Consider the following 25,242-nt stretch of genomic DNA (forward strand, 5'->3'; position numbering starts at 1 on the left):
ATTCCCACCTGTTCGGTGGAGATGGGAGCGCCGGTCGGCCCCCGCTCCACACCGCCGTCCGGTGGGCCCGCGCACACCACGGGTGCGGGCCGTGCGGACGCAGTAGGGTCGATCACGTGCCGACGCGGAGAGCGAGAATTCCAGCGACGAAATACCCGGTCGAGCGGTTCACCCTCGACAACGGCCTGCGGGTGGTGCTCACCCCCGACCGCAGCGCCCCGGTCATCGGGGTGGCGGTGGTCTACGACGTCGGCATCCGCTCCGAACCGGAGGGGCGCACCGGCTTCGCCCACCTCTTCGAGCACCTGATGTTCCAGGGCTCGGAGAACCTGGAGAAGCTGGCCCACTTCCGGCACGTCCAGGGCGCCGGCGGCACCTTCAACGGCTCCACCCACCTGGACTACACCGACTACTACGAGACCCTGCCCAGCAACGCGCTGGAGCGGGCGCTCTTCCTCGAGGCCGACCGGATGCGCGGCCCCCGGCTCACCGAGGAGAACCTGCGCAACCAGGTCGACGTGGTCAAGGAGGAGATCCGGGTCAACGTGCTCAACCGGCCGTACGGCGGGTTCCCCTGGCTCACCCTGCCGCCGGTCATGTTCGACACGTTCCCCAACGCGCACGACGGCTACGGCTCCTTCGACGACCTGGAGTCCGCCACCGTCGGCGACGCGGCCGACTTCTTCCGCCGCTACTACGCCAGCGGCAACGCCGTCCTCGCGGTCAGCGGGGACGTCGACGTGGCCGAGGCGACCGCGCTCATCGAGCGGCACTTCGGCGACGTGCCGGCCCGCCCCGCCCCGGAGCGCCCCGACTTCGCCGAACCCGACCTCACCGCCGAGCGGCGCACCTCGTACACCGACCAGCTGGCCCCGCTGCCGGCGGTGGCCGGCGCCTGGCGGGTGCCCGACCCGGTGACCGACTTCGCCGGCTACCTCCCGTACGTGGTGCTGGCCGAGGTGCTCACCGACGGCGACGCCTCCCGGCTCGTCGAGCGGCTGGTCCAGCGGGACCGCTCGGTCACCAGCCTGGGCGGCTACCTCGGCTTCATGGGCGACCCGTTCGACGTGCGGGACCCCACCGCGCTGCTGCTCCAGGCCCACCTGCCGCCCGGCGGCGACGTGGACAAGGTGCTGCGCACCGTCGACGAGGAACTGGACCGGCTGGCCACCGACGGGCTGACCGAGGGGGAGCTGGCCCGTACCCAGGCCCGGATGGCCACCCACCTGCTGCGGGACACCGACGCGGTGCTCGGCCGGGCGCTGCGGATGGCCGTGCTGGAACAGCAGCGCGGCGAGCCGGGCCTGCTCAACGAGCTGCCCCGGCTGGTCGGCGAGGTGACCGACGAGCAGGTCCGCGCCGCCGCCGCCACCCTGCGGCCGGAGCGCCGCGCGTCCATCGAGGTAATCGCCGGAGGAGCCCGATGACGGCAACCGTGGAGACCGGTGTCCGGCCGCTGCCGGCGCTCGGGCCCAACCGCAGGCTCAAGCTGCCCCCGCAGGCCGAGCGCACGCTCGGCAACGGGCTCACCGTGATCGCGGTACGCCGCAGCGCGATCCCGCTGGTCGAGCTGCGGCTCTGGATGCCGTTCGGGCGTACCCACCTGGCCCGTGGCGGGATGCTGGCGCAGACCCTGCTCTCCGGCACGGAGACGCACACCGCGACCCAGCTCGCGGCGGAGCTCCAGAAGGTCGGCGGCGGGCTCTCCGCCGGCGTCGACCCGGACCGGCTGATGCTTTCCGGGGCGGGCCTGGTCACCGGCCTGGACCGGATGCTGGAGCTGCTCGCCGACGTGCTCACCGGTGCCACCTACCCGGCCGACTGGGTGGAGACCGAACGGGACCGGCTGGTCGACCGCATCCAGGTGGCCCAGAGCCAGCCCGCCCACCTGGCCCGGACCGCGCTGCTCAAGCGGATCTACGGCCGGCACCCGTACGCGGTGCAGACCCCCGAGCCCGAGCAGGTGCGCGCCGTGAAGCCGCCGGTGCTGCGCCGCCTGCACGCCGAGCGGGTGCACCCGGCCGGCGCGGTGCTGGTGCTGGTCGGCGACATGCAGCCGGAGCGGGCGCTGGACGCGGCAGAGCGGGCGCTCTCCGGCTGGCAGGGCGACGGGCAGCCGGCCGAGCTGCCGCCCGCGCCGCCGCTGGAGCCCGGCCCGCTGCTGCTTGTCGACCGGCCCGGCTCGGTGCAGTCCTCGCTGCGGATCGCGCTGCCGGCGGTGCCCCGGACCCACCCCGACCACGCGGCGCTGCAACTGGCCAACCTGGTCTTCGGCGGCTACTTCTCCTCCCGCTGGGTGGAGAACATCCGGGAGGACAAGGGCTACACGTACGGGCCGCACTCGCTGGTCGAGCACTCGGTGGCCGGGTCGGTGCTGGTCGCCGCCGCCGAGGTGGCCACCGAGGTGACCGCGCCCGCCCTGCTGGAGACCCTGTACGAGCTGGGCCGGCTGGCCACCGTGCCGCCCAAGCCGGACGAGCTGGAGCAGGCCCGCCAGTACGCCCTCGGCACCCTCCAGCTCGGCATGTCCACCCAGGCCGGGCTGGCCTCGCTGACCAGCGCGTACGCCGGCAACGGGCTGCGCCTGGACTTCCTCGCCGAGCACGCCGCCCGGCTGGCCGCGGCGACCGTGGACGACGTGACCGCGGCGGCGGCCCGCTACCTCGCGCCCGCGCAGGCGGTCACCGTGGTGCTCGGCGACGCCGAGAAGGTGGCCGACAGTCTCGCCACGCTCACTCCGGTCCGCACGGAGTCCACATGACCGGCGAGCCCGCCCCACCGCTGGCCCGGTCCACGCTCGACCGGGCGGCGCACCGGCGGACCGACCCGGGCTGGCTCGCCGAGGCGTGGGAGCAGGCCCGGGTGCTGGTGCTGGACTCGGCCGACGAGGGCCGCGCCCTGGTCCGCGGCGCGGCGGCCCCGCCGGAGCTGGTGCTGGTCGGCCCCGGCGAGCTGCCCGAGGTGCCCCGGTCGGTGCCGATGTTCCTCGGCATCGAGCCGGACGGCGTGCCGGTCTTCGCGGTGGACTCGCCGTTGCCCGAGCTGGCCGGCACCCGCCGGGTCAACCTGCGCGAGGTCGGCCACCTGCTGACCGACCGGGACGCCGGGATCTTCACCACGGCGCTGGCGCTGACGAACTGGCACACCCGGCACGGCTACTCCTCGTCCACCGGGCATCCGACCGAGGTGGACGAGGCCGGCTGGTCCCGGGTCGACCCGGGCGGCGGCCGGATCTGGCCGCGTACCGATCCGGCCATGATCGTGCTGGTGCACGACGGCGTCGACGGCCCGGACGGGCGCTGCCTGCTGGGCAACAATGCCACCTGGCCGAGCACCCCGGGGCTGCGCCGCTACTCCTGCCTGGCCGGTTACGTCGAGCCGGGGGAGTCGGCCGAGGCCGCCGTGCTGCGCGAGGTCCGCGAGGAGGTCGGCGTCGCGGTCGAGGAGATCGGGTACGCGGGCAGCCAGTCCTGGCCGTTCCCCGGTTCGCTGATGCTCGGCTTCCTGGCCCGCGCCGACGCCGACGCGCCGATCCGGGTGGATCCGGCCGAGATCGCCCACGCCCGCTGGTTCACCCGGCGGGAGATCGGCGCGGCGCTGGCCGACGAGCCGGTCCGCGTGGAGGGCGGCGACCGCCTGCTCCTCCCACCACCGTCGTCGATCGCACTGTTCCTCGTCCACCGCTGGCTGGACGGCCACTGCTGACCAGCGGAACTACGGGCCGGACGCGGTCCCGGGAGGTCCGCGGGCCAAATGCGGCCCCGGCCCGGGACCGTCGTTGCCGCGGCGGTCTCGGGCCGGGAACACGGGCCGTCGTGGCCGGCTGAGGCATGGAACGCGGCGGGGGAGCCGGTCCGGTCACGACGGACGTCAGTGGCGGGTCAGCCGCCATCCCGGTGATACGGGTGGGCCGGGTCGAGGTCCGAGATCGGCAGCACCTTGACCCGGTGCCGGCCGGCCCGGACGGCGCCCACGCTGGACAGCGCCCGGGCGAGCAGCAGGGCCGCGTCGCGGTCCTCGGCGTGGACGACCTGGCGGCGCGGTTCCGGCGCGCTGGTCTCGTCCCGCAGCCGGCCCCCGCCGGCCCAGGCGGCGGCGATGTCGGTGTCGGCGGCGGCACGGATCTCGGTGCGGACGATCAGGAACCGCATGGTGTCCCCCGGTACGGACGGACGGATGCGCTCTGCAACTTCCACGTCACTCTTGCGTCATGTTACGCCCGCGCGTGGTCACAGCAAGTGAAACCCACCTATTGTCCGCGCCCTCGACCGATCGGGTGACCCCAGCTCGGCACGGTTGTCGGGGGTGGACACGCAAGGGGCCGCCGGTGCCACACCGGCGGCCCCGCGACCTCGCCGGATCAGTTCAGGTCGAACTGGCCGTTCTTCGCGCCGGCGATGAAGCCGAGCCAGCCGGCCCGGTTGAACAGCAGCACCGGCCCGCGCGGGTCCTTGCTGTCCCGCAGCGCGACCGCCGCCGGCCCGGTGTGCAGCGGCGCCATCTCCACACAGTTCGAGGTCTGGCTGCGGGTGCTCTTGCGCCAGGTGAGGCCGGCGAGCTGCTCGGACGAGCTGTTGCGGATCTCGTTCATGGTTCTGCTCCTGGTCTGGAGTGCTCCGATGGGGACGAGTGACGCCGCGGGCCGCACGGGTGTCCGTGGATCACCGGTCCGTCGTCAGGCGCCCCGAGTCGCGGCGGCGCTGGGTCGGCGCCGTTGCCGGCCCGAACGCCACTGTGGACTCGGCTGCCGTGCCGGTCAGCCGTCCCGTCGCCTCGATCAGCCAGGAGAGGGTGTCCGATGCGGAGAGCGCCGCCGAGCATAGCCACTCGAACACCACTTTATAGCGATTTAGGGTGTTTGCCTCGGTCGACATGACGTCGGTGAACCCACCTTCGATGGCCAGCGTCTCCGGATCGAGCGGATCGGCGAACCGGTAGACCGAGAAGGCGGTGGGTGGCAGGTACCAGTCGCCCACCCGGGTGTCCCGCAGCAGCAGGTGCAACGTCACGTTCGGCAGCATGGCCAGCTCGCAGAGGTGGACGATCTGCTCGTGCAGCACCTCGGGCGGGCCGGCCCGACGGCCGAGCGCCGCCTCCTCCAGCACCGCCGTGTAGCGGGGCGCGTCGGGGGAGCGGGTCAACAGCGACTGGCGGGCCTGCCGCGCGCGTACCTCGGTCTCCGGGTCCTCGGTCTCCTGGTCGCCGGCCTGCTCGGCCACCCGGGCCGCGGACATGATCCGGTGCCGGGCGTACCCGGGGGTCTGCAACAGCCCCGGCACCAGCACCGGGTTGTACTCGGAGATCTCCGCGCACCCCGCCTCCAGTTCGGCGAAGCCGCGCTGCTGCGGAGTCATCACGGGGAAGTTGCGCAGCCAGCCGCGCATGTCGCCGGCCTCCTGGGTGATCCCCAGCAGCTCCTCGCGCAGCTCGCCCTCCGCGCCGTAGAGGGTGAGCAGGACGCCGACGTCGTCCGGGTCGGGGCGGCTGCGGCCGTTCTCCAGGCGGGACAGCTTGGAGGCGGAGGCCCAGCCGATCCGCTCGATGACCTGGTCGCCGGTCAGGCCGGCCTGCTCGCGCAGCCGGCGCAGCTCGGTGCCGAGCCTGCGACGGCGCAGGATCGGACCTGGTGCGGCAGGAGGCACGGTGTCCTCTTTCCCGTCGACCGTCGCAGGACGCGACGGTAACTGTATGAAATTCGCCCCCCACGGTCAGTATGGACGGCGCGACCGGTGCCGGAGGTTCCGGCGGGGGCGTGTCACGCGACAAAAAGAGGACCGTGGAGGGGTGCCTTCACCGGCGCGCCCGCCCCCGACGCGCCCCATGGCGCACGCCCGCCGGAGGGAACCCGATGCGCACCGTCCTGCGCCGCCCCGACTTCCGCCTGCTCTTCGTCGCGCTGCTGGCCAGCATGGCGGCCGAGTCGATCCTGCTGCTGGCCCTGGCCGTCTGGGTCAAGGACCTGACCGGCTCGGACGGCATGGCCGGGGCCACCATCTTCGCCATCATCGCGCCGATGGCGCTCGCGCCGCTGGTCGGCTGGGTGGTCGACCGCTGCCGCCGCCGGCCCTTCTTCGTGGCCGCCAACCTCGGCACGGCCGTGCTGCTCTGCCCGCTCTTCGCGGTCCACGACCGTGCCGACGTCTGGGTGATCTACGTGGTGGCGGGGCTCTACGGCTTGTCGTACATCACGTTGAGCGCGGTGCTCAGCGGGCTGATCCGGCACCTGGTGCCGAGTGAGCTGCTGGCCGACGCCAACGGGGTGCTCCAGACCGTCCGGCAGGGACTGCGGCTGGTCGGCCCGCTGGCCGGCGCCGGGCTCTACGCCGCGGTCGGCGGCTGGCTGCTGGTCACCCTGGCCATGACCGGCTTCCTCACCGCCGCGGCGGTGGTCGGCCTGCTCCGGGTCACCGAGACCACGCCGGCCCGGTCCGCGCGCCGCTGGCCGGCCGGGCTGGGCGCCGGGCTGCGGCACCTGGCCGGCGACCCCGCGCTGCGCCGGGCCCTGCTCGGGTACGGGCTGGGCTCGCTCATGATGGGCTTCACCGAGTCGCTGATCTTCGCGTACGTCGACCTGGGGCTGGGCCGGGACGCCGCCTTCGTCGGCGTGCTCGTCACCGTGCAGGGGGTCGGCGGGCTGGTCGGCGGGCTCGTCTCGGCCGCCGTGGTGCGCCGGGCCGGTGAGGTGGGCGCGCTCGCCGCCGGGGTGAGCTTCTTCGGGCCGGCCGCGCTGGCGCTCGCGTACCCCCGGCTCTGGCTCGGTGTGGTGGCGCTGCTGCTGGCCGGGGTCTCCCTGCCGCTGACCATGGTCGGGTTGAACACGCTGATCCAGCGGCGGACCCCGCCGGGGCTGCTGGGCCGGGTCGCCGCCGCCGCGGAGGCGGTGGTGAGCGGCCCGCAGGCGGTCTCCATCGGTGCCGGCGCGCTGCTCGTCGGCGTCGTCGACTACCGCCTGCTCTTCGTCCTGGTCGGGGTGACCACCACGGCCGCCGGCCTCTACCTCTGGCGCGGCCGCCGGCTCACCGCGCCCCGGCCCGTCCTGGTCCACGTCCCGGCCCCGCGCCGCCCGCTCGACCACGAGATGCTCGCCGCGACCCGCCGCCGCCGAACGCCATGAGACGCGACGAGCGGCCGACCCCGGATCGGGGTGGCCGCTCTTCGCAGGGTGCGGGTGGGTCAGCCGGGAAGGCTGGCCAGGTGCTGCTTGACCTGGGTGATCGAGGGGTTGGTCAGGGCGCTTCCGTCATCGAACCGCAGCGTCGGGACGGTCTGGTTGCCGCCGTTGACGCTCATCACGAACTCCGCGGCCTTCGTGTCCTGCTCGATGTCGACCACCTCGTACGCGATGCCCTCCCGGTCGAGCTGCGACTTCAGCCGGTGGCAGTAGCCGCACCACGGGGTGGAATACATCGTCAACATGGTCAGGTCCTCCAAGGGTGACTCGCGCCCGGTCCGATCAGGCCAGGCTAACCGCTGCAACATCGGCGGAGGCTGGAATGATTCCTGGCTGTGGTGGTTCACTCAGCGGCGGAACGGGTGCTGGCCGGCCTCGACCCGGAGCAGCGGTCCGCGGTGACCGCCCCGGCCGGTCCGGTCTGCATCCTGGCCGGCGCCGGGACCGGCAAGACCCGGGCGGTGACCTCCCGGATCGCCCACCGCGCGCTCACCGGCGACATCTCCGCCCGGCACGTGCTGGCGGTCACGTTCACGGCCCGGGCCGCCGCCGAGATGCGAAGCCGTCTCGCCGTCCTCGGGGTGCCAGGTGTGCAGGCGCGCACCTTCCATGCCGCCGCGCTGCGCCAGGTCCGCTACTTCGCGCCCCGGCTGCTGGAGGGGCGGGCCATGCCCGAGCTGCTGGACAGCAAGGTCCGCGTGGTCACCCTGGCCGCGGCCAAGGTGGGCCTGCGGGCCGACCGGGCCGCCGCCCGCGACCTGGCCGGCGAGATCGAGTGGGCCAAGTCGTCGCTGGTCGAGCCCGGTGAGTACGTGGTGGCCGCGGCCAAGGCGCTGCGCGAGACCCCGTACGAGCCGGCCAAGGTGGCCGACGTCTTCGCCGCGTACGAGCGGCTCAAGCGCGGCAACGGGGTGATCGACTTCGAGGACATGCTGCGCGCCGCCGTCTGGGGGATCGAGGAGCACGCCGACGTGGCCGAGCAGGTCCGCGGGCAGTACCGGCACCTCGTGGTCGACGAGTACCAGGACGTCAACCCGCTCCAGCAGCGGCTGCTGGACGCCTGGCTCGGCGGCCGGGACGACCTCACCGTGGTGGGCGACGCCAGCCAGACCATCTACTCGTTCACCGGGGCGACCTCCTCCTACCTGGTCGACTTCCCGCGCCGCTACCGGGGCGCCACGGTGGTCCGGCTGGTCCGCGACTACCGCTCCACCCCGCAGGTGGTCGGGCTGGCCAACGCGGTGATCTCCCAGGCCCGGGGCGCCGAGGCGCGGCTCCGGCTGGAGCTGCACGGCCAGCGCCCACCCGGCCCGGAACCGGAGCTGCGGATCTTCACCGACGAGCCGGCCGAGGCCAACGCGGTCGCCGCCCGCTGCCGGGCGCTGATCGACGGCGGCACCCCGGCCCGCGAGATCGCGGTGCTGTTCCGCACCAACGCGCAGTCCGAGGCGTACGAGAAGGCGCTCACCGAGGCCGCGGTCCCGTACGTGGTGCAGGGGGCGGAGCGCTTCTTCGAGCGCCCCGAGGTGCGCCAGGCGATGATCGCGCTGCGCGCCGCCACCCGGTCCATCCCGGGGGAGACCCCGCTGCCGGCCGCCGTCGTGGAGGGGCTCGCCGCGGTCGGCTGGGCGCCCGACGCGCCCCCGGCCGGCGGGGCCGCGCGCGAGCGCTGGGAGGCGCTCGCCGCCCTGGTCCAGCTCGCCGAGGAGTACGCGGCGACGCCCGAGGTGGTGCCGATCGGCGAGGCCGTCGCGATCGAGCGCTCGGTCACCCTCGGCGACTTCACCGAGGAACTGGCCCGGCGGGCCGCCCAGCAGCACGTGCCCACCGTGGAGGGGGTGACGCTGGCCTCGCTGCACTCGGCCAAGGGCCTGGAGTGGGACGCCGTCTTCCTCGTTGGCCTGGCCGAGGGCACCCTGCCCACCACGTACGCGAAGACCCCCGACCAGGTCGAGGAGGAACGCCGCCTGCTCTACGTCGGGATCACCCGGGCGCGGGAGTGGCTCTGGCTGTCGTACGCGGCGGCCCGCTCACCCGGTGGCCGGGCCCGGCGGCCGTCCCGGTTCCTGCCGCAGCTGGACCGCTCCGGCGGCGGCGAGCGGGCCGGCGCGGGGGTGGCCCGGCGCACCGAGCGGCGGCGCGCCCAGGTGGTCTCCTGCCGGATCTGCGGCGCCACCCTGCTCGCCGGGGCGGACCGGAAGCTGGGCCGCTGCCCGACCTGTCCGTCCGATCTGGACGAGGAGCTGTACGAGCGGCTGCACGAGTGGCGGCAGCGGGTGGCCGGCGCGCAGAAGGTGCCGGCGTACGTCGTCTTCACCGACGCCACGCTCACGGCACTGGCCGAGCGGAAGCCGGGACGCACCGAGGAACTCATCGCGATCGCCGGGATCGGCCCCCGCAAACTGGGGCTTTACGGCGACACGGTGCTGGCCCTGGTGGCCGGTGCGGGGGTGGACGAAGTCTGCCCGCAGAAAAGTTTCGAAATCTAGCCGTAAATCGTTTGCCCTCGCCCCGAGGCGAGGAATAGCCTCAGGACACACCTCGCGAGCGGCGCCATTCTGGCTGCTCCCGGGGGATGAGTCCATGGTCGGCACGAGGAACGTTGAGGGAGGTGGCACCCGTGGAGATCTTCACCTATGAGCGTCCGGCGGCGATGCCAGCTGCCTGCGCTCCGCTGTCGTCCGTCCGGGTGGCCCTTGCCGCTCGACCGTCGGCTCCGCAGGTGCACCAGGTCCAGGTTCAGGCCGAGCTGAACCTGACCGTCGCGCCGCTCGCGGAGATCGAGGGGACCAGTGGCTTCACGGGCATGGGCATCGGTGACGTCAAGAAGCGCACGGATGTCCGCGGCGTTCCACCTCGAGGTAGACCGGTCTGATCCAGACCACCGGCTCACCTCGAGGCCGCGGAACCCGCACACCGGGATCCGCGGCCTCAGTTTTTTTGCACCGCCGTAGTGCCGAAGTAATGCGATCCACGAGATCGAAGTGAGAGAGAGGTGACCGGAGGATGAGTCTGGCGTTGGCCCCGCTCGACGTGAGCGTCGACGTGGAGGCGAACCTGCCCTGCCGGAAGTTCGACCCCGACCTGTGGTTCTCCGACTCGCCTGCCGAGCTCGAGCTGGCCAAGTCGCTCTGCGGGGACTGCCCGCTGCGCGTCGAGTGCCTCGCCGGCGCGGTGGAGCGGGCCGAGCCCTGGGGCGTCTGGGGCGGCGAGATCTTCGAGCGTGGCGCGGTCGTCCCGCGCAAGCGGCCCCGTGGCCGTCCGCGCAAGGAGGACCTCGCCCGTGACGCCCAGCTCCGGGTCGAGGCGGAGGCGCGACTGGCGGCCAGTGGGCTGTCCGAGTCGCGTAGCTCCGTCCGGCTGGCAGCCTGACACAACCCCGTACCAACGTCCCCGCCGGTGACACTCACCGGCCACGAGAAAGCCGAGACCATGCTGCACCTGCCGAATGGAACCGAGATGCAACTACTCCACGAAGCGTTGTCCCGGGCTCGAATGCGCCGGCCTCAGGCCGGCACCACCACGCGCACTGAGGCAACCCGTTCCGCCCGTACCGTCGCCATGCGTAGCCGCAGCCAGTCGGCTCGCGACCTGGGCGTTCTCTAGTACCCACACAATGGAAGGGGCGGCGACCGAATGGTCGCCGCCCCTTCGGCGTGTGCGTCGGTCAGCTCACCGGGGCGAAACCGGGCAGCCAGCGCTCCAGGATGGCCCGGTAGGGCGCCTTGGCCTCCAACTGGCAGAGCACCCCGATCGAGCCCAGCGTCACCCGGTGGATCATCAGGTACGACGGCGGCAGGTTGAGCTGCCGGCTGAGCTGGTAGGTGGGGGAGCGCGGGCTGGCCAGCCGGGCCGCCTCGCCGCGCAGCCAGGCCCGGGTGAACCGGAACTCGTCCGCGGAGATCGGCTCCAGCATCGGCCGGAGGAAGTCCAGCACGGCCTCGGCGTCGATCGGCTCGGTGGGGCTCACGAAACCCTCTTCGCGCAGCCCGGCCACCACGGCGTCCGCGTCGCCCCGCAACGCCAGCGCGGCGATCCGGCCGATCGGCTCCGGGGTGCCCTCCGGCATCCGGGCCACCGCGCCGAAGTCGATCACGCCGAGCCGGCCGTCCGGGAGCAGCCGGAAGTTGCCCGGGTGCGGGTCGGCGTGCAGCAGCCCGGCCCGCATGGGCGCCGAGAGGTGCAGCTCGGCCATCAGCCGCCCGGCCTCGTCACGCTGCTCCTCGGTGCCCTCCCGGATGATCTGCGACAGCGGGGTGCCCTCGACCCACTCGGTGATCAGCACCCGGGGCGCGGCGTCGAGCACCTCCGGGATGTAGATGTCCGGGTCGTCCGCGTACGCGGCGGCGAACGCGCGCTGCGACTCCGCCTCCAGCTCGTAGTCCAGCTCCTCGGTGATCCGTTCACGCAGCTCGACCAGGAGCGGCTTCACGTCCAGCCCGGGCTGGATCGCGCGGAACATGCCGCCCAGCCGGGAGAGCTGCTTCAGGTCGGCGAGCAGGGCGTCCCCGGCGCCCGGGTACTGGATCTTCACCGCGACGTCCCGGTGCCGCGGGCCGCCGTTCGGCCCGTACCCCGGATCGCGCCAGACCGCACGGTGCACCTGGCCGATGCTGGCCGCGGCGGCCGGGGTGTCGTTGAACTCCACGAACCGGTCCCGCCAGTCCGGCCCGAGCTGCTCGGCCAGCACCTTGTGCACGGTCGCCGCGGGCAGGGGCGGGGCGGCCTCCTGGAGCTTGGTGAGCGCCTGCCGGTAGGGGGCGGCGATCTCCTCCGGAAGCGCCGCCTCGAAGACCGACAGGGCCTGACCGAACTTCATGGCCCCGCCCTTGAGCTGCCCGAGCACGCTGAACAGCTGCTCGGCGGTGCGCTGCTGGATCTCGGCGGAGATGACGTCGGACGCGAGCCCGGTGACGCGCTTGCCCATGCCGAGGACGGTCCGACCGGCGAAGCCGAGCGGCAGAGCGGCGAGCTTGGCGGTCCGGGACACGGCCCGGCGCGGGATGTCGGTCACCCGGTCATTGTTACCGACGCGAGGGGCCCGCTGCTGCTGTGCGGCCGGGAGCGGGCGCGCCCGACCGGATCGGGCGACGCCCGGAGCACTCGCAGGAGGGGTGCGGTGGCCACCGGCGGTGCCGGAAGCGGCCCGGCCCCGGAATCTCCACGGCGCAGCCGAGGGTCTCCGGCGTGCCCCCGTCGAGCTGCGTCAACGCCTCGGCCGCCGCGTAGGCCGTCGCCGCCAGCCGGGTGGTGGCCGCGCAGGCCCGGTCGCCGTCGTCGGCCGCGAGCTGGGCGGCGAGCGCCGGCCACTCCGGGTCGCGGTCCGTCCGGTGCAGGTCGAGGCAGCGCAGGCAGGGGCCCACCGGCGGGCGGACCAGCGGGCCGATCACCGGCACGCCGCCGCGCAGGTCGACCAGGAGATGAGGCTGGCGGCGCCGCGCGTACCCGGCGGCGAGCAGGGCCGCCGGGCGGTCCGCGCCGAGCTGGACCACCAGGTCGGCCCGCTCCGGCCGGAGCGGGCCGGTCGCCGTGCCGGGCACGCACCGGGCCAGCGCCGCGCGCACCGCCGGCGCCAGCGGGCGGCCCAGCTCCGCGCCGGTGAGGCCGGTCCCGACCAGGTCACCCGGGCGGACCGGCCCGGCCAGCTCGGGTACGACGTGCCCGACGCCGGCCTGCGCCAGCGCGACGGTCACCGCCGCGCCGAGCCGGCCGGCCCCGGTGACCAGTACGCGGGCCGCCCGGCGGCGGCGCAGCAGCCGGGCCGGCGTGCCGGGCAGGTCGGTGGCGGCCAGGGCCAGGGCGTCGGCCTCGCTGGCGAGCCGGGCCCGGACCGACCCGGTGAGGTCGCGGGGGAGCAGGCTCTGCGCGGGTACGACGAGACCGGCGGCCCGGAGCGTGTCGAGCAGCACCCGGGCCTCGGCCGGAGGCACCCGCGCGGCGGTGGCGGCCGTGAGCACGGCCCGCTCGCTCCGGGTGCCGTCCAGCAGGTCGAGCAGGCGGGCGGCGCCCGGGCTGGTCACCTCGAGCAGCACGGCCCGGCCGGGCTCGACCCCGAGCTGGAGGGTGTGGCGGTCCCGCCAGAGCCGGGTCAGGCCGGGCAGCAGCGTCGGGCGGGCGAGGGGCATCGGGTCGGTCACGCCACGAATCGTGACCGTGTCCGCGCTCTCCGTCGATCGTTGTCCACAGGTGCGCCGGGCCGTGGCCAGTGTTGTCCACAGGAAATCCGGGGTTGTCCACAACCGGCCGGTAGCCGGTGTCAGCTATGCGACGGGGGAGGGGTGGCCGCCGGCCACCCCTCCCCCGTGCGACCCGGACGGGTCAGACCTTGGCCTTGCCCAGGATGCGGTTCACTGTTGTGCCGCACACCGGGCACTTGCCCTTGGCCATGTTCATGCCGGTCTTCGAGACCTCCACGCGCCCCTCGAAGTCCCGCTTCTCCTTGCACTTCACGCAATAACCGTTGTAGGTCTGGGCCTGGTCGGCCACGGTAGCCCTCCTCGTCTCGTCCGCCGGACGCCTCCGGCGGGTTTCCCTGCGGCGGGCCACGGGTGGCGCCGGCGCCGGGGGGTTCTCCGCGGCCACTCGCGTGACCGCTGGTTGGCGGACCCTACCCAGGTCTGGGCAGTTCCATGTCAGCTGTGCGTCGACTCTGTGAGCAAGTCGACGGCAAGAGTGTGCATGGCGAGTTACGTCGGATAAGTCAGTTTCGCGGGGACACGCCGGGTGAATGCCCTCAGATCCCCCTTCGGGAGGCCCCCAGCGCGACAGCCCGTCCGTAGATCACTTAACGTTGACAGGGGTCGGCAGGTGATGGTCAACTGCCGCCGCAAAGAAATTTTTCGGGACTCCTGACGACCAACCACCATTTTCCGGGCGCGTGTCGTCGTGTTGACTCTTGCGGACCCCTGGTCAGTACGCATTAGCTTTCCCTCGTGACAGTCATCCGAGGCTGCGCGGACCAGTGATGGCCGGGACGCGGAAGCCCGTCGTCGAAGTACGGCGCAGCCAGCGCCGGCGGCGCACGGTGTCCGCGTACCGCGACGGGGAGCGCGTCGTGGTGCTCATCCCCGACCAGTTCTCCCGCGCCGAGGAGAGCGAGTGGGTCGACCGGATGCTGGCCCGCCTCGCCGCCCGCGAAGGCCGGCTCGCCCGCTCCGACGCCGAACTGCTGGCCCGGGCCACCCGACTGATCAACCTCTACCTGCCCGAGCACGGGCCGGCCGCCGTCCCGGCCAGCGTCCGCTGGGTGACCAACCAGAACGGCCGCTGGGGTTCCTGCACCCCCGCCGACCGCACCATCCGGATCTCCCACCGGATCCAGGACATGCCCGACTGGGTGATCGACTACGTGCTGCTGCACGAGCTGGCGCACCTCGTCGTGCCCAGCCACAACGCCGAGTTCTGGGCCCTGGTCGGCCGCTACCCGAAGACCGAGCGTGCCCGCGGCTACCTGGAAGGCGTAGCCGCCACCTCCGGCGTCCCCCTGACCGACTGACCCACGGGGTCTCCCCGCACCCGCGCGCGTCCCTCAGCGTCCCCGCGCCCGCGCGTCCCCGCGGCCTCGCGGCCTCGCGGCCTCGCGTCGATCATGAAGTTAGCGGTGCGGTTCGCCCGCTTTGTCGTCGCCAACTTCATGATCGACGGTCGCCGCCGAGGGATCTTGGAGTGTTGACGTTCGGTGTGAACGGTAAGTGTCCAAGATCGCGACCAGGTGCGGGCGGGGCCGGAAGTGCGTCAGGTCCGTGCAGTGGCGGGTGGTCGCGTTCCACCGGGCGTGGGCGCGGGGCCTCGGGTGGAACGTCATGTAGGTCTCCGGGGCCGCGATACCTACATGGCGTTCCACTGACGGGCTGCGGGGCGTCGACGGGCCCGCCGCATGGTCGGGACGGGGGTGGGCGCGGGTAGCGGGTTAGGGTCGTCGGGTGGTTCGACGTGTGGTGGTGGCGTTGCTCGCGCCGGTGGGCTGGACGCCGCCGGGGATCGATCCGACCCGGTGGCGGACCGCGCTCGCCGAGGACGTGGTGGACCTGCTGGCCACGCTGAACGAGGTGGAGACCGCCGTGGCGGTGACGCCGGAGGACCGCTGGCTGGCCGACGCGGTGGTGTGGCCCGGCACGGCCGTGCACGAGGTGCCGGAGCCCACCGTCGACGCGGTGTTCGCCGCGCTGACCGGGTACGACCAGGCGGCCGTGGTGGTGGCCGACGCGCCCGACGTGCCGGGCCTCACCCTCGGCAAGCTGCTCCGGCCGCTGTCCAGCCGTCCGGTGGCGGTGGCCCCGGTGGAGGGGAGCGGGGCGGGGCTGCTCGGGGTGGCCGCCCGGCTGCCCGCGCCGGCGTGGTTGCCGGCGCTGGACCTGGACACCGCCGCGCCGGCCGAGGTGCGTGCCGCCGCACCGCGCCCGGGAGACGTGGCGGTCACCGCGGGCTGGCGCCGGCTGCGCGGCCCGGCCGATCTGGCCAGCCTCGACCCGGCCTTCGAGGGCTGGGAGGCCACCCGCGCCCTCCTCTCCGGCCAGCCCGGCTGACCCCCGGCCCCCCGCTCGCAAGATGACCGACTCCGCCGGGTCCCGGTAGGGAAAGCGCTCACCGTCGCGCCGGAGCACAGCAGGGCATGGCGCGCTTCGACCATTGCGCCGGGCAGCACGGCCCCAGGGCAGGTCGGGCCCTGACCGTCGCGCCGGGGAACCAGTTCAGGGGCAGGCCAGGCGTTGACCGCTGCCTCTAGGGCTGCAGAGCGGGAGTGAGGGGCGAATGCGCCGGGGCCCGCACGAGCACTCGTGCGGGCCCCGGCGACGTACGGCGTCAGGACTTCTTGTCGTCGTCCTCGCCCGGGGTCTGCTCCTCCGGCGCGCCGGGCGCCGTGAAGTCGAAGTTCGCCAGCTCCTCGTCCAGGTCGCTGGTGGTCGCGGCGAACGCCTCCGGGTTGGCGAAGTCGTCGTCCGAGGGGAGCAGGTCGGGGTGGCCCCAGACGGCGTCCCGGCCGGCGATCCCGCGGTGCTCGGTGAGCGCCGACCAGAGCACGGTCGCCTCGCGCAGCCGGCGCGGCCGAAGCTCCAGGCCGACGAGGGCGGCGAAGGTCTGCTCGGCCGGGCCGCCGGCGGCCCGGCGGCGGCGGAACGCCTCGCCGAGGCGTACGACGTTGGGCAGCCGGTCGCCCGCGGCGCTGTCGACCACGTGGCACACCCAGCCCTCGACCAGGGCGAGCACGGTCTCCAGCCGGGCCAGCGACGCCTTCTGCGCCGGGGTGTCCTCGGGCGTGAAGATGCCCTCCAGGGCGATCGCCTGCATCGACTCGGGGTCGGTCGGGTCGACCCGGCCCATCGCCTCCTCGATGGCCTCCCGGTTGACCCGGATGCCGGCGGCGTAGTTCTCCACGGCGGCGAGCACGTGCCCGCGCAGCCACGGGACGTGCTGGAAGAGCCGCTGGTGGGCGGCCTCGCGCAGGGCCACGTAGAGGCGTACCTCGTCCTCGGGCAGCTCCAGGCCCTCGCCGTACGCCCGGATGTTGGCCGGGATGAGCGCGGCGGTGCCGGCCGGGCCGAGCGGCAGGCCGATGTCGCCGGCGGAGAGCACCTCGGCGGCGAGCGAGCCGAGCGCCTGGCCGAGCTGGCCGCCGAAGAGCGCGCCGCCCAGCGTGGCGACCATCGACTGCATCGGGCCGAGCTGGGCCCGGGCCTCCGGCGGCACGAGGTCGCCCATGGCGCCGACCATGCGGCTGGCCACCGGGTCGCAGAGCTTGCGCCACACGTCGAGGGTCTTGTAGATCCACTCGTTGCGGTTCCAGGCGACCGAGGTCCGGATGCCGGAGGGCCACGAGGTGGCCGGCTCCAGCCAGAGGTCGGCGATGCGCAGCGCCTCCTCCACCGCGTTGCGTTCGAACGGCGAGACCGCCGGGTCGCCGGCGGCGGCGAGCTGGCTGGCGGCCACCTGCCGGGCGAGGTCCCAGTTGACCGGTCCGCTGCCCGGCGCGGAGAGCAGGTGCTGCAACTGCGACATGAACTGCTGCATCTGCGCGGGATCGTTGGGGTCTGGTGGTTGCCCACCCGGGAGCGCGAAGCCGAACGGAATATCAGGCACGACCTCTACGGTACGCGGACCGCGCCGCAGGTCGTGCGCGTCGGCGTTGCGCTGAGGGCGAAGTCCGGTGGTCACCGCGCCGGACGTTCCGGGCCGGATCGGTACGCTCTGGCGCATGAGACGTCGCGGCGTGACCGTACTCCTCGGTGCACTGCTCACCGCCCTGCTCAGCGTCGGCGTGCTGAGCGTGCCCATCCCGTACGTGGTGCTCGGTCCCGGTCCGACCGTGAACACCCTCGGCAGTGCGGACGGCAAGGAGATCATCCAGGTCACCGGCCGGTCGACGTCCACCTCCGCCGGGCAGCTCCGGCTCACCACGGTCGGCGTGCAGCCCACCGTCCGGCTCCGGTCGGCGCTGGCCGGCTGGTTCTCGAAGGACGAGGCGGTGGTGCCGCGCGAGCTGGTCTACCCGCCGGGGGAGTCGCAGGAGGAGGTCGAGAAGCGCAACGCCGAGGACTTCCAGAACTCGCAGACCAGCGCGGAGACGGCGGCCCTGCGTGAACTGGGCTACCCGATCCGGGTGCTGGTGAAGGCGGTCACCGCGGGCGGCCCGTCGGTCGGCGTGCTCAAGCCCAACGACGTGATCACCTCCGTGAACGACCAGCCGGTGACCAGCGCGGCCCGGCTCACCGAGCTGATCCGCGCCAAGCCGGCCGGCACCGCGCTGAAGATCGGCTACACCCGTGCCGGCGTGCCGGCCACCGCCACGGTGACCAGCCGCGAGCAGGACGGCCGGCCGCGCATCGGCGTCGAGATCGACCAGCAGCAGCCGCACCCGTTCACCCTCAAGATCGACCTCGGTGACATCGGCGGCCCCAGCGCCGGGCTGATGTTCACGCTGGGCATCATCGACAAGCTGGAGCCGGCCGACCTGACCGGCGGGAAGGTCATCGCCGGCACCGGCACCATCGACGACGAGGGCCGGGTCGGCCCGATCGGCGGCATCGCGCAGAAGCTCGTCGGCGCGAAGGAGGCCGGGGCGAAGGTCTTCCTGGTGCCCGCGGACAACTGCGCGGAGGCGGTCCGCAACCCGCAGCCCGACCTGCCGCTGCTGCGGGTGGCGACGCTGGACGACGCGCTGGCGGCGCTGGAGAAGCTGCGCGCGGGAGGGCAGCCGACCCGCTGCTGAGGCCCCCACGAGGGGTCACCGGACGATCGTGACGTGACCTTGACCCGACGTGTTCAGCAACACCCCGTACTCTGGGTGCCTGGTCGGAGCCGATCACATCGAGCGTGCGGAGCCAACAGTGGTCATGCGGAGCAGCCCCCTTCCGAGGATGAGCCGGCGCGGACGCGTCACCATCGGGGTCCTGATCGGGGTGTTCGTGTTCTTCACCCTGCTCGGGTGGGGGGTCAACGCCTGGACCGACTGGCTCTGGTTCGACGAGGTCCGCTACACCCAGGTCTTCACCGGCGTGCTCGCCACCCGGCTGCTGCTGTTCCTGGTGGTCGGGCTCGGCATGGCGGCGATCGTGGCGGGCAACCTGTGGCTGGCGTACCGGCTGCGGCCGCAGCTGCGCCCGCACTCCGCCGAGCAGGCCACCCTGGAGCGCTACCGGATGCTGCTCAGCCCCCGGCTCGGCACCTGGATCGCCCTGGCCTCCGCGGTCATCGGGCTCTTCGCCGGCCTCTCCGCGCAGAGCCGGTGGAGCCAGTGGCTGCTGTTCCGCAACGGCGGCAGCTTCGGCGTGAAGGACCCGGAGTTCGGCATCGACGTCGGCTTCTACGTCTTCCAGCTGCCGTTCTGGCGCTACCTGCTCGGCGTCGGCTTCACCGCGGTGGTGCTCGCGCTGCTCGGCGCGCTGGCCGTGCACTACATCTTCGGCGGGGTGCGGCTCCAGGGCGTCGGTGACCGGATGACCAACGCGGCCCGGGCCCACCTCAGCTCGCTGGTCGCGGTCTTCGTGGTGCTCAAGGCCATCGCGTACGTGCTGGACCAGCGGGCCATGCTGCTGGAGTACAACGAGGGCGCCAAGCTCTACGGCGCCGGCTACGCCGACATCAACGCGCTGCTCCCGGCGAAGGAGATCCTCGCCTGGATCGCCGTGGTGGTGGCCGTCGCGATCATCGTGTTCTCCAACGCGTGGATGCGGAACCTGGTCTGGCCCGGCATCGCGCTCGCCCTGCTCGGCGTCTCGGCCGTGGCGATCGGCGGCATCTACCCGTGGGCCGTGCAGACCTTCGAGGTCAAGCCGAGCGCCCGGGACAAGGAGGCGCCGTACATCGAGCGCAGCATCGAGGCGACGCGGGCCGCCTTCGGCCTGAGCGGCACGAAGAGCACCGGCTACGCGGCGGACAACCTGATCCCGCCGGCCAGCCTGGCCACCGACACCTCGGTGGTGCAGAACGTCCGACTGCTCGACCCGCAGCTGGTCTCCGAGACGTACACCCAGCTCCAGCAGGTCCGCGGCTTCTACGACTTCGGCTCGAAGCTGGACATCGACCGGTACGCGGTGAGCGGCAAGACCTCCGACTACGTGGTCGGGGTGCGCGAGATCAACTACGGCGAGCTGCCCAACAACAACTGGATCAACCGGCACACCGTCTACACCCACGGGTACGGCCTGGTGGGGGCCCCGGCGAACCAGGTGGTCTGCGGCGGCCAGCCGTACTTCGTCTCCGGCTTCCTCGGTGAGAAGGCCCAGGAGGCGTGCTCCTCGCAGACCGAGCAGATCCCGGCCCAGCAGCCGCGGATCTACTACGGCGAGCGGATGGAGGCCGACGACTACGCGATCGTCGGGCAGACGGGAGACCGCAACGTCGAGTTCGACCGCCCGACCTCGACCGGCGGCGAGCAGTACTACACCTACACCGGCGCGGGCGGCGTCGAGATCGGCTCGTTCACCCGGCGGCTGCTCTACGCGATCAAGGAGCAGGAGTCGAACTTCCTCCTCTCCGAGGCGGTCAACGACGACTCGAAGCTGCTCTACGTGCGTAACCCGCGGGACCGGGTGGAGAAGGTCGCGCCGTTCCTCACGCTGGACGGCGACCCGTACCCGGCGGTGGTCAACGGTCGGGTCCTCTGGATCATCGACGGCTACACCACGGCGGCGACCTACCCGTACGCCGAGCGGGTCAACCTCCAGGCCGAGACGGCCGACGAGCTGACCGGCCGGGGCACCTTCCAGCTGGCCCGGGAGAACGTCAACTACATCCGCAACTCGGTGAAGGCGACCGTCGACGCGTACGACGGCACGGTCAAGCTCTACGCGTTCGACGACACCGACCCGGTGCTCAAGGCGTGGAACAAGGCGTTCGGCGGCGAGCTGGTGCTGCCCAAGGGCGACATCCCGCCGGAGCTGGCCGAGCACTTCCGCTACCCGGCCGACCTGTTCAAGGTGCAGCGCAATCTGCTCACCAAGTTCCACGTCACCGACCCGGGCGACTTCTACTCCGGCCAGGACTTCTGGCAGGTGCCGAACGTGCCGGACGCGCCGGACAGCGGCCAGAAGCAACCGCCCTACTACCTCTTCACCCAGTTCCCCGGGCAGGAGGGGCCGCGCTTCCAGCTCACCTCGGCGGTCACCCCGAACGGCCGGCAGAACCTGGCCGCGCTGATCTCCGGGTCGTACGTCGACGGGCAGCCGAAGCTGGAGGTGCTGGAGCTGCCGGACCAGACCCGGATCTCCGGGCCGACGCAGGTGCACCAGCAGATGACCAACAACGCCGACATCCGGCGGGAGTTGAACTTCCTCTCCTCCAACCAGGCGCAGGTGCAGTACGGCAACCTGCTCTCGCTGCCGTTCGCCGCCGGGATGCTCTACGTCGAGCCGGTCTACGTGAAGAGCAGCAACCAGGACGCGTACCCGCTGCTGCAGAAGGTGCTGCTCTCCTACGGCGACGGCGGCTCGTACGTGGTGCTCGCCAACAACCTGAGCGACGGCATCAAGCAGCTCGTCGAGCAGGGCAAGCGGGCGGCCACCGGCAACCCGCCGCCGAGCACCGGTGACAACCCGCCGACGACCGGCGGCACGTCCCCGCCGGTGCTCACCGGCGAGCTGGCCGAGGCGGCCGGCAAGGTGCAGAGCGCCATCGCCGAGGTGAGGGCCGCGCAGGCGTCCGGCGACTTCGAGCGGTACGGGCGGGCGCTGAAGGCACTGGACGAGGCGATGGCCGCGTTCCAGCAGGCCCAGGCGGCGGCCAACCCGTCGCCCGGCCCGGCCCCGAGCGGCAGCCCGTCCGCGTCGCCACCGGCCTCACCCTCGTCGTCGCCGTCACCGAACGGCTGACGCCGAGCCGACCACGCGAGCCCGTGGTCCGTGACCCGTGGCGGTCCGGACCGCGGCTCGTGTCGCGTACCGGACGGAACACCCGCAACCCGGTGCCGGTCTCCACCGTCATCAGAGCAGGTGGGCGACAGGGAGGCGGGAGCCACGATGCGCGACGCGAACACCTTCGACGACTTCTACCGCAGCACGTCGGGTCGGGCGCTCCGGTACGGCCGCGCGGTGGCCGGCGACGCCGGTGAGGCGCAGGACCTCGTCCAGGAGGCCTACGCCCGGGCCTGGCGGCAGTGGGGGAAGCTCGCCGCCCACCCCGCGCCGGAGGCCTGGCTGCGGCTGGTGATCAACCGGCTGGCCACCGACCGGTGGCGGCGGCTGCGGGGCTGGCGTCTCGCGGCCAGCCGCACCGGCCCGCCCCACGACGTGGGGCCGCCGGGTGAGGACACCGTGCTGCTGGTCGGGGCGCTCCGGCAGCTGCCGGCCCGGCACCGGCAGGCCCTGGCCCTGCACTACCTGCTCGACCTGTCGGTGGAGGAGATCGCCCGGGAGGTCGGTGTTCCCGCCGGCACCGTGAAGTCCTGGCTGTCCCGGGGACGGGCCCGGCTGGCCGAACTGCTGCCCGGCGTGGCCGCCGAGGAGCTGGAGGTGAATGATGTCGCGTGACCTGAATGGCCTCTACCGGGCGCTCGCCGCCGACACCGACGAGCGGGTGCTCCCGGCCCCGGACCGGGTCCGCCGGCGGGCCGACCGTCGGGCCCGGCAGCGGGCCGCGTTCGGGGCGCTGACCGTCGCCGTGCTGGTCGCCGGCACCGCCGCCGGCACGCGTTGGGTCCTCGCCGCGGGGCCGGACGTCGACCCGGCGCCGGCCACCACCACCGACGGCCCCTCGCCGTCGCCCACGGTGGCCCCGCCCTCGCCCACGCCGAGCCGCACGCCCTCGCCTCCCGCGCGTACCCCGAATGCGCCGCCGAAGACGAGCGGCCAGCCGCCGGACCCCGGCCCGACGAGCATCCCGGACCGGGCCTTCTTCACCCTGGCTGCCGCCAACGACACCGGCATCGGCGCCGCGAAGGTCCCCGGACCGGTGCTCCCGGCGCTCTGCGGCGCCGAGCCGGGGGAGTCGGCGGTCGTCACCCGCCGTGCCCGCAGCCTGGCGTTCAAGCTGGCCGACACGCCGAAGGGGTACGTCCCGGACGGGAGCTACCGGAACAGCATCACCGTCTACCGGCCCGGGCGGGCCGACGACGCGCTGGCCGAGTTGCGGCAGGCCGTGCGGGACTGCCCGGAGCAGCCGGTCTCGGAAACGTCGGAGGCGACGCAACGCCAGCGCCTGCTCCGGGACACCGGATACGGCGACGAGTCGGTGCTGTTCGAGACCCGGACGCTGTCCCGCGACGTCAACGGCGACCCGACCGGCGGCGACGAGGTGCACCTGATCCGGGCGATCCGGCGCGGTGACGTGGTGACCGTGCTCTGGGAGCAGGGCTGGGAGGGCACCTCCACCGACCGCGCGCAGTTCGACGCGGACAGCCGCCGGGCGGTCGAGGCGATCCGGAGGTGGCTGACCTGACGACCCGTTTTGCGCCCCCTGGGGTCGGTGCGCTACGGTTGACCAGCCGACGCGGGGTGGAGCAGCTCGGTAGCTCGCTGGGCTCATAACCCAGAGGTCGCAGGTTCAAATCCTGTCCCCGCTACTTGTCACGAAGGGCCCCGGAGTTCACTCCGGGGCCCTTCGTCGTGTCCGGGGGCGCCGCCACGGCGACGGTGACCCTCGCCACCCGGCGGGATCGGGGAACCCGGCTGATCTCCACGGCGGACATGAGATAGGCTGTGAAAGCCGACGCGGGGTGGAGCAGCTCGGTAGCTCGCTGGGCTCATAACCCAGAGGTCGCAGGTTCAAATCCTGTCCCCGCTACTCGTCGCGAAAGGCCCCGGAGTTCGCTCCGGGGCCTTTCGCCGTTTCCGGCTGCCCTGATCCGGCCCGTCCGTCCTGCCCCGGTTGCGCTTCTCGGCGAGGATGGGAGGCATGTCTGGATGGAACAGATGGTGGGGCCGCCTCAGCGCGGTCCTCGGTGCGGTCGTGCTCTCGGTGTTCGTGCCGGTCGCGGCCTGGGCCTCCACGGGTACGGGGGACCTGGTGGTGGAGGCCGCCCGGCGGCGGTCCCGGGGCGGCGGCTTCGGCTTCCTCGGGCTGCTCTGCTGCCTGGCGGTGGTCGTGGTGATCGTGCTGCTGGTGCTGCGCATGATGCGGGGCCGGCGCGGCGGTCCGCCGCGCTGACGGGAACCGGTCCGCCCGCCGCGCCCCGGGCGCGGCGGGCGGCGGTCACTCGGCCAGGGCCGCGGTCGCCTGGGCCATGAACCGCGAGGTCGCCGTCCGGGCGCCCGAGCGCTTGGCGCGGATGCTCTCGGCCGCGTCGATGAGCAGGGTACGCACCTTGGCGTGCCCCTTCGGCGGCGGCGCGGGCGCCGGCCCGGTCAGCTCGTCCAGCTCGGCGCCGAGGGCCGCCACCCGCTTCTCGGCACGGTCGGTGACACCGTCGACGACGAACGTGCGGACCGGGAGGGCGGCGTTCAGGCCGCGCTCGATGCCCAGGATCCGGCCGGCCGCCACGTTGGTGGTCAAGAAGTTGATCACGTCGACCGCCACGCCCGGGTGGCGGCTGCCGCGGAAGGCGGCCCAGTACATGGAGGCCCGGGGCCACTGCGCCGCGGGTGTGCCCGGGAAGGCGCTCACGCCCAGCTCGTCGTCGGTGAGCCGTTGCAGCTCCGGCAACTGGTGCGACCAGGCGAACGACGCGGCCGCATGGCCGGTGACCACGAGCTGGCGGGCCAGCTCGCCGCTGTCGGCCTGCTCCACCAGGGCGGCGCTCGGGGTGGCCCGGTCGTAGCGGGCGACCTCCCAGAACTCGAACCAGTCGAGCAGCTCGGCAGAGCTGAAGCCGAGCTGCCGCCCCTGGTACAGCTCGCTGCCCAGGCCGCGCAGCCAGAGCCAGAGCGCCCGGTAGTCGCCGGAGGGATCCATGGTGCCGGCCACCCGGTTGCGGGAGGCGCGGGTGACCCGGGCGGCCCAGCGTGCGTACTCCCGCCACGACATGCCGGTGCGCGGCTCCGGCTGCCCGAGGCGGCGCAGCAGGTCCCGGTTGTAGACCAACGCCGCGCTGGTCTGCGCCGCGGGCACCGCCACGGTCCGCTCGTCCACCCGGCCGTAGCGGGCCAGGTGTTCGGGCAGGCCGCGCAGGTCGAGCCGGTTGTCGGCGACGTAGGCGCTGAGGTCGAGGACGATCTCCCGGCGGGCGTACTCGGTGAGCAGGGTGTCGTCGATCTGGAACAGGTCGGGCACGTTGCCGCCGGTGGCCTGGGTGGCCAGCCGGTCGTAGTAGCCGGTCAGCCCCTGCCAGGTCACCCGGAAGCTGACCCGGGGGTTCTGCTGGGAGTAGAGGCGCAGCGCCTTCTCGGTGGCCTCGGCCCGGCGGGCCCCGCCCCACCAGAACACCGACAACTCGATGGGGCCGTCGTCGACCGGGGCCTCCTCCTCCGGGCCGCAGCCGGACAGCCCGCCGGCGAGCAGGGGCAGCCCGGTCAGCGCGCCGAGCAGCCGCCGCCGGTCGACGCCGGGGCGGGGTACGGACTGCGGTGCGCGCACGGGTTTCTCCCGGGGTGCGGGCGGCTGCTGCGGACGGATCATTTACACAGGGCCCGGGTGGAGGTGTCAACGCCGGTGCGGCCGGGACGGCCGGTGGCCGCACCGGGCGGCGGCCGACACCCATGGTG

General features: G+C 73.4%; 23 protein-coding genes and 2 tRNA genes. 16 read left to right on the forward strand and 9 right to left on the reverse strand.

Translation table 11 applies throughout. From position 1 onward, the window contains the following. The first annotated feature begins 116 nt into the window (after window positions 1-116). Genes FXF50_RS20295 through nudC form a run of 3 tightly spaced genes read left to right on the forward strand, consistent with a single transcriptional unit; the run spans window position 117 to window position 3,705 of the window. Window positions 117-1,427, forward strand: coding sequence for a pitrilysin family protein (locus FXF50_RS20295; RefSeq protein ID WP_148430183.1), 1,311 nt, complete (start codon window positions 117-119; stop codon window positions 1,425-1,427). Further along, a complete protein-coding gene (locus FXF50_RS20300) occupies window positions 1,424-2,761 on the forward strand; it encodes a pitrilysin family protein (protein WP_148430186.1) in 1,338 nt (445 codons plus the stop codon). Before FXF50_RS20295 ends, FXF50_RS20300 begins: the two co-directional genes overlap by 4 nt. Continuing rightward, window positions 2,758-3,705, forward strand: a complete 948-nt coding sequence (gene nudC, locus FXF50_RS20305; RefSeq protein ID WP_148430188.1) for an NAD(+) diphosphatase — start codon at window positions 2,758-2,760, stop codon at window positions 3,703-3,705. The genes FXF50_RS20300 and nudC overlap by 4 nt, the downstream gene beginning before the upstream one ends. A gap of 176 nt (window positions 3,706-3,881) precedes the next feature. Here nudC and FXF50_RS20310 read toward each other — a convergent pair whose 3' ends face one another. From FXF50_RS20310 to FXF50_RS20320, 3 genes are all read right to left on the reverse strand, one after another. Beyond that, the gene (locus tag FXF50_RS20310; RefSeq protein ID WP_091318406.1) at window positions 3,882-4,151 is read right to left on the reverse strand and encodes a hypothetical protein; all 270 of its coding nucleotides are present in this window, start codon (window positions 4,149-4,151) and stop codon (window positions 3,882-3,884) included. A 209-nt stretch (window positions 4,152-4,360) separates the two neighbouring features. Continuing rightward, window positions 4,361-4,591, reverse strand: coding sequence for a DUF397 domain-containing protein (locus FXF50_RS20315; protein ID WP_148430190.1), 231 nt, complete (start codon window positions 4,589-4,591; stop codon window positions 4,361-4,363). Window positions 4,592-4,661: 70 nt separating this feature from the next. Then, entirely contained in the window at window positions 4,662-5,642 is a 981-nt protein-coding gene (locus FXF50_RS20320) for a helix-turn-helix transcriptional regulator (protein ID WP_148430192.1), read from the reverse strand. 206 nt (window positions 5,643-5,848) lie between these two features. On the opposite strand from FXF50_RS20320, the gene FXF50_RS20325 reads away from it, so the two are divergent. Continuing rightward, window positions 5,849-7,114 carry an MFS transporter gene (locus FXF50_RS20325; RefSeq protein WP_148430195.1) on the forward strand — a complete coding sequence of 422 codons (1,266 nt, stop codon included), beginning with the start codon at window positions 5,849-5,851 and terminating at the stop codon, window positions 7,112-7,114. Between the two features lie 59 nt (window positions 7,115-7,173). Here FXF50_RS20325 and FXF50_RS20330 read toward each other — a convergent pair whose 3' ends face one another. Beyond that, window positions 7,174-7,416, reverse strand: a complete 243-nt coding sequence (locus tag FXF50_RS20330) for a mycoredoxin (RefSeq protein WP_091318416.1) — start codon at window positions 7,414-7,416, stop codon at window positions 7,174-7,176. Between the two features lie 90 nt (window positions 7,417-7,506). On the opposite strand from FXF50_RS20330, the gene FXF50_RS20335 reads away from it, so the two are divergent. The 3 genes from FXF50_RS20335 to FXF50_RS20345 all read left to right on the forward strand — a co-directional run bounded on the left by FXF50_RS20335 (window position 7,507) and on the right by FXF50_RS20345 (window position 10,543). After that, window positions 7,507-9,660, forward strand: coding sequence for an ATP-dependent DNA helicase UvrD2 (locus FXF50_RS20335; RefSeq protein ID WP_148430197.1), 2,154 nt, complete (start codon window positions 7,507-7,509; stop codon window positions 9,658-9,660). A gap of 131 nt (window positions 9,661-9,791) precedes the next feature. After that, on the forward strand, window positions 9,792-10,046 hold the full coding sequence (locus tag FXF50_RS20340) for a hypothetical protein (protein ID WP_091318421.1): 255 nt from the start codon (window positions 9,792-9,794) through the stop codon (window positions 10,044-10,046). A 131-nt stretch (window positions 10,047-10,177) separates the two neighbouring features. Further along, the gene (locus tag FXF50_RS20345) at window positions 10,178-10,543 is read left to right on the forward strand and encodes a WhiB family transcriptional regulator (RefSeq protein ID WP_013288404.1); all 366 of its coding nucleotides are present in this window, start codon (window positions 10,178-10,180) and stop codon (window positions 10,541-10,543) included. Window positions 10,544-10,838: 295 nt separating this feature from the next. Here FXF50_RS20345 and FXF50_RS20355 read toward each other — a convergent pair whose 3' ends face one another. The 3 genes from FXF50_RS20355 to FXF50_RS29390 all read right to left on the reverse strand — a co-directional run bounded on the left by FXF50_RS20355 (window position 10,839) and on the right by FXF50_RS29390 (window position 13,657). Then, on the reverse strand, window positions 10,839-12,185 hold the full coding sequence (locus tag FXF50_RS20355) for an AarF/ABC1/UbiB kinase family protein (RefSeq protein ID WP_148430201.1): 1,347 nt from the start codon (window positions 12,183-12,185) through the stop codon (window positions 10,839-10,841). A gap of 10 nt (window positions 12,186-12,195) precedes the next feature. Further along, entirely contained in the window at window positions 12,196-13,296 is a 1,101-nt protein-coding gene (locus tag FXF50_RS20360) for a TOMM precursor leader peptide-binding protein (RefSeq protein WP_148430442.1), read from the reverse strand. Between the two features lie 193 nt (window positions 13,297-13,489). After that, entirely contained in the window at window positions 13,490-13,657 is a 168-nt protein-coding gene (locus tag FXF50_RS29390; RefSeq protein ID WP_012014940.1) for a DUF5679 domain-containing protein, read from the reverse strand. A gap of 478 nt (window positions 13,658-14,135) precedes the next feature. On the opposite strand from FXF50_RS29390, the gene FXF50_RS20365 reads away from it, so the two are divergent. Then, window positions 14,136-14,666: a M48 family metallopeptidase gene (locus FXF50_RS20365; protein ID WP_091318429.1), complete on the forward strand. Its 531-nt coding sequence runs from the start codon at window positions 14,136-14,138 to the stop codon at window positions 14,664-14,666. A gap of 427 nt (window positions 14,667-15,093) precedes the next feature. After that, window positions 15,094-15,696, forward strand: a complete 603-nt coding sequence (locus FXF50_RS20370; protein ID WP_148430203.1) for a hypothetical protein — start codon at window positions 15,094-15,096, stop codon at window positions 15,694-15,696. A gap of 277 nt (window positions 15,697-15,973) precedes the next feature. Here FXF50_RS20370 and FXF50_RS20375 read toward each other — a convergent pair whose 3' ends face one another. Next, on the reverse strand, window positions 15,974-17,179 hold the full coding sequence (locus FXF50_RS20375; RefSeq protein ID WP_148430444.1) for a zinc-dependent metalloprotease: 1,206 nt from the start codon (window positions 17,177-17,179) through the stop codon (window positions 15,974-15,976). A gap of 184 nt (window positions 17,180-17,363) precedes the next feature. Between FXF50_RS20375 and FXF50_RS20380 the strand changes: the two genes are divergently transcribed. The 7 genes from FXF50_RS20380 to FXF50_RS20410 all read left to right on the forward strand — a co-directional run bounded on the left by FXF50_RS20380 (window position 17,364) and on the right by FXF50_RS20410 (window position 23,749). Beyond that, a complete protein-coding gene (locus tag FXF50_RS20380; protein WP_187399744.1) occupies window positions 17,364-18,377 on the forward strand; it encodes a PDZ domain-containing protein in 1,014 nt (337 codons plus the stop codon). Between the two features lie 124 nt (window positions 18,378-18,501). Continuing rightward, window positions 18,502-21,477, forward strand: coding sequence for a UPF0182 family protein (locus FXF50_RS20385; protein ID WP_187399745.1), 2,976 nt, complete (start codon window positions 18,502-18,504; stop codon window positions 21,475-21,477). 147 nt (window positions 21,478-21,624) lie between these two features. Then, on the forward strand, window positions 21,625-22,134 hold the full coding sequence (locus FXF50_RS20390) for an RNA polymerase sigma factor (RefSeq protein ID WP_148430208.1): 510 nt from the start codon (window positions 21,625-21,627) through the stop codon (window positions 22,132-22,134). After that, entirely contained in the window at window positions 22,124-23,041 is a 918-nt protein-coding gene (locus tag FXF50_RS20395) for a hypothetical protein (RefSeq protein WP_148430210.1), read from the forward strand. The genes FXF50_RS20390 and FXF50_RS20395 overlap by 11 nt, the downstream gene beginning before the upstream one ends. Window positions 23,042-23,091: 50 nt before the next feature. Then, window positions 23,092-23,165: transfer RNA gene (locus tag FXF50_RS20400), tRNA-Met, on the forward strand. 147 nt (window positions 23,166-23,312) lie between these two features. Next, window positions 23,313-23,386, forward strand: a tRNA-Met gene (locus FXF50_RS20405). A 111-nt stretch (window positions 23,387-23,497) separates the two neighbouring features. Continuing rightward, window positions 23,498-23,749, forward strand: coding sequence for a hypothetical protein (locus FXF50_RS20410; protein WP_148430213.1), 252 nt, complete (start codon window positions 23,498-23,500; stop codon window positions 23,747-23,749). 45 nt (window positions 23,750-23,794) lie between these two features. Here FXF50_RS20410 and FXF50_RS20415 read toward each other — a convergent pair whose 3' ends face one another. Further along, entirely contained in the window at window positions 23,795-25,114 is a 1,320-nt protein-coding gene (locus FXF50_RS20415) for an ABC transporter substrate-binding protein (RefSeq protein WP_148430215.1), read from the reverse strand. Window positions 25,115-25,242 lie beyond the last annotated feature (128 nt).

Source organism: Micromonospora sp. AP08 (assembly GCF_008085935.1).
Taxonomy (GTDB): domain Bacteria; phylum Actinomycetota; class Actinomycetes; order Mycobacteriales; family Micromonosporaceae; genus Micromonospora; species Micromonospora chersina.